Annotated in this window: 4 protein-coding genes; 1 reads left to right on the plus strand and 3 read right to left on the minus strand. The window is 74.0% G+C overall.

Annotated features, from left to right (window positions below):
• From ABZ297_RS46600 to ABZ297_RS46610, 3 genes are all read right to left on the minus strand, one after another.
• Positions 1-822: CPBP family glutamic-type intramembrane protease (locus ABZ297_RS46600; protein WP_355361005.1), on the minus strand; the 822-nt coding region annotated here is incomplete at its 3' end.
• Positions 823-854: 32 nt separating this feature from the next.
• Positions 855-1,826, minus strand: a complete 972-nt coding sequence (locus tag ABZ297_RS46605; RefSeq protein ID WP_355361008.1) for a hypothetical protein — start codon at positions 1,824-1,826, stop codon at positions 855-857.
• Complete coding sequence (locus ABZ297_RS46610) at positions 1,823-2,170, minus strand: GntR family transcriptional regulator (RefSeq protein WP_355361011.1); 348 nt, start codon at positions 2,168-2,170, stop codon at positions 1,823-1,825. The genes ABZ297_RS46605 and ABZ297_RS46610 overlap by 4 nt, the downstream gene beginning before the upstream one ends.
• Positions 2,171-2,275: 105 nt before the next feature.
• Between ABZ297_RS46610 and ABZ297_RS46615 the strand changes: the two genes are divergently transcribed.
• Positions 2,276-2,624, plus strand: a 349-nt coding sequence (locus ABZ297_RS46615; protein ID WP_355361014.1) for a M17 family peptidase N-terminal domain-containing protein, incomplete at its 3' end; no start/stop codon positions are given.

Raw genomic sequence — 2,624 nt, forward strand, 5'->3', positions numbered from 1 at the left:
CGGCGCGCCGGCGATCTTGACCTGGTCGCCCTCGTTGAGGCCGGACACGTCGTCGAAGGTGGCCGTGAGCAGGTAGCCGCCACCCGTGCTGACCCCGTTCAGCGAGCCGTGCGCCACCACGGCGGGCCACACGCTGCCCGAGCGCAGCCGGAGCCAGCCGAACACCACCCCGGCCAGCACGCAGAACCCGACGAAGAGCGCCGCCGCCCATGGGCCGAGGCGCGGGTAGTTGTAGCCGAGCAGGGTGAGCGGCGCGTGCCACAGCCCCCAGACCAGGCCCGACAGCAGCAGCCCGCCGAGGACGCCGCGCGAGGCCACCAGCCTGGGCAGCAGCCAGCCGCGCCACCCCCACTCCTCGCCCAGCGACGGGACGGCGTTCAGCACCGGTCCGGCCAGCACCGCCACCGCGACCTGCGTGGCCGCCAGCAGGCCGGGCACGGCCGGCTCGGGCGCGCCCTGCGCCCGCAGGCCGGCGCGGAGCAGGCTGAACCCGCTCAGGTCGAGCGCGACCAGCCCGAGCGCGGCGCTGACCGCCAGCGCCAGGAACGCCAGCAGGGGGATGCCGAGCCAGGCCGTCAGCACGAGCAGGCCCGTGCGTCCCTTCCGCTCGCCCAGCGTGAGCCCCGTCTCGCGGGCCCACTGGCGGAACGGGACGCGCGACACCAGCCAGGCGGCCAGCACCCCGGCGGACGGCGTGAACATCATCAGCGTGGCCAGCACCGGCACCAGCGGCGAGCCGAGCCCGTCGCCGAGCCACAGGGGCAGCGCCACCAGCCAGGACAGCCCGAAGGCGGCGACGAGGAAGGCGGGGAGGGCTTTCACCTGCCCACCCCGGGAGGCGGCGGGGGGCGTGTTCACGCGTCGACTCGCTCGGCGATGAGGGCGTTGATCAGGGACGCGCCGCGCTCGGCGTCGTCGACGCTGATGGCGAGCTGCCCGCCGGAGCGGTAGCGCAGGATGAGGCAGTCGCCGCCGCGCAGCATCAGGGTCGCGCTGCCCGGCACGCCGCGGAACCCCCAGCCGCCGACCTGGCTCGGGTAGCGCTCCTCCGACCAGGCGCGGTCGATCTTGGACAGCCTGATCCTGCGCACCGGCCAGCCGAACGGGCCGAAGCCGATCGCGAGCCCGTCCTGGGTGACGCGCACGCTCAGCGAAGACGTGAGCAGCCCGGTCACCAGCACGATGACGAACCCCGGCAGGATCCAGAGGGTCACGCCGTCGCCGCTGACGCCGGCCAGCTCCAGCACGCCGGTGACGACCATGCCGACCGCCGCGGCCACGCTGAGCCCGACCAGCCAGGGATTGGCCACGCGGCTGACCCAGACCGAGCGCTGACCCGGCCGGAGCCTGAGCCGCGGCGGCTGCTCCCCCTCCGGCGGGCGCTGGTCGAGCCCGCCCCTGCCGAGGTAGCCCGCCAGCAGGGCCGCGCCGAGGGCGGCGCAGAGCACCAGGCCGATCTGCCAGCCCTCCAGGCGCGCCTGCGTCCAGGACGGCACGTCGAGGTTGGTCAGCAGGGCGGAGCCGGTCGTGCCGAGGGCCAGCACGCCGAAGCCGAACAGCGCCCCCCAGAAGTACATGCGGCCGAGCCTGCGCCCGAACACCTTGCCGTGCAACGCGACGCCCAGCAGGGAGAGCCACATGACCCCCCACATCGCCAGGTTCGACACGACATTGGCGGTGAGCGACGCCGCACGGTCGGGCGCCAACCCGATGCCCCAGTGCACGGCCATCGGGTCGGGCAGCCGGTCGCGCAGCGCCAGCGGCACCCCGATGATCGCGGCAGCGACGATCAGGCCCCACGCCGCGGTGACGGTTCGGGCTTTCATGCCAACTCCTCCAGGATGGTGATGAGGTCCTCACGGCGGTAGCCGTGCCTCTTGGCCTCGTCCAGCAGCTCGCGCGCCCGCTGCACGAGCAGGGCGCGCCCGTCGGCGCGGCCCGCGACGCTGACGCCGCGCCCCCGCCTGAACTCCAGCAGCCCCTCGTCGCGCAGGTCGCGCAGGGCCCGCAGGACCGTGTTGGGATTGATGCCGAGCGCCTCGGCGAGGTCGCGCGCCGGCGGCAGCCTGTCTCCGGGCGCGTAGGAGCCCTCGCCGATGGCGCGGCGGATCGCGGCCGCGACCTGCTCGTGCAGGGGGCGCGCGTCGTTGAGATCGAGCGTGAGCAACATGGTGCTAATGACACTAGCACCATGGCGTCATGAACACACTCGGTTGATTAGTGGGATGAACCCCTGTTTGTGAGTGCCTGGAAACCGTGGATAGCATCGGTTTACGTGACCACTGTGCGGCTGAACTCAGCAGATCCAGGCTCATTCGACACCGACGCACTGATCGTCGGGTTCCGCTCCGGCCCCGAAGGCCCTCGCCCCGCCACGGGCGCCGAGTCTTTCGAGACGGCCTTCGACGGCAAGCTCGCCGCCTCCCTGTCGGCCGTCGGCTTCTCCGGGAAGCCCGGTGAGGTCGCCAAGATCCCCGCGTTCGGCGCCATCGCCGCGCCGCTGCTGGTCGCCGTCGGCCTCGGCGAGTCCGACGACGCCGAGAGCCTGCGCCGCGCCGCCGGCGCCGCCGTGCGCTCGCTGGCCGGCCCGGCCCCCGCCCCCCCGGCCCCGCCCCCCCCGACCC

Source organism: Nonomuraea sp. NPDC005983, from assembly GCF_040614375.1.
Taxonomy (GTDB): Bacteria; Actinomycetota; Actinomycetes; order Streptosporangiales; family Streptosporangiaceae; genus Nonomuraea.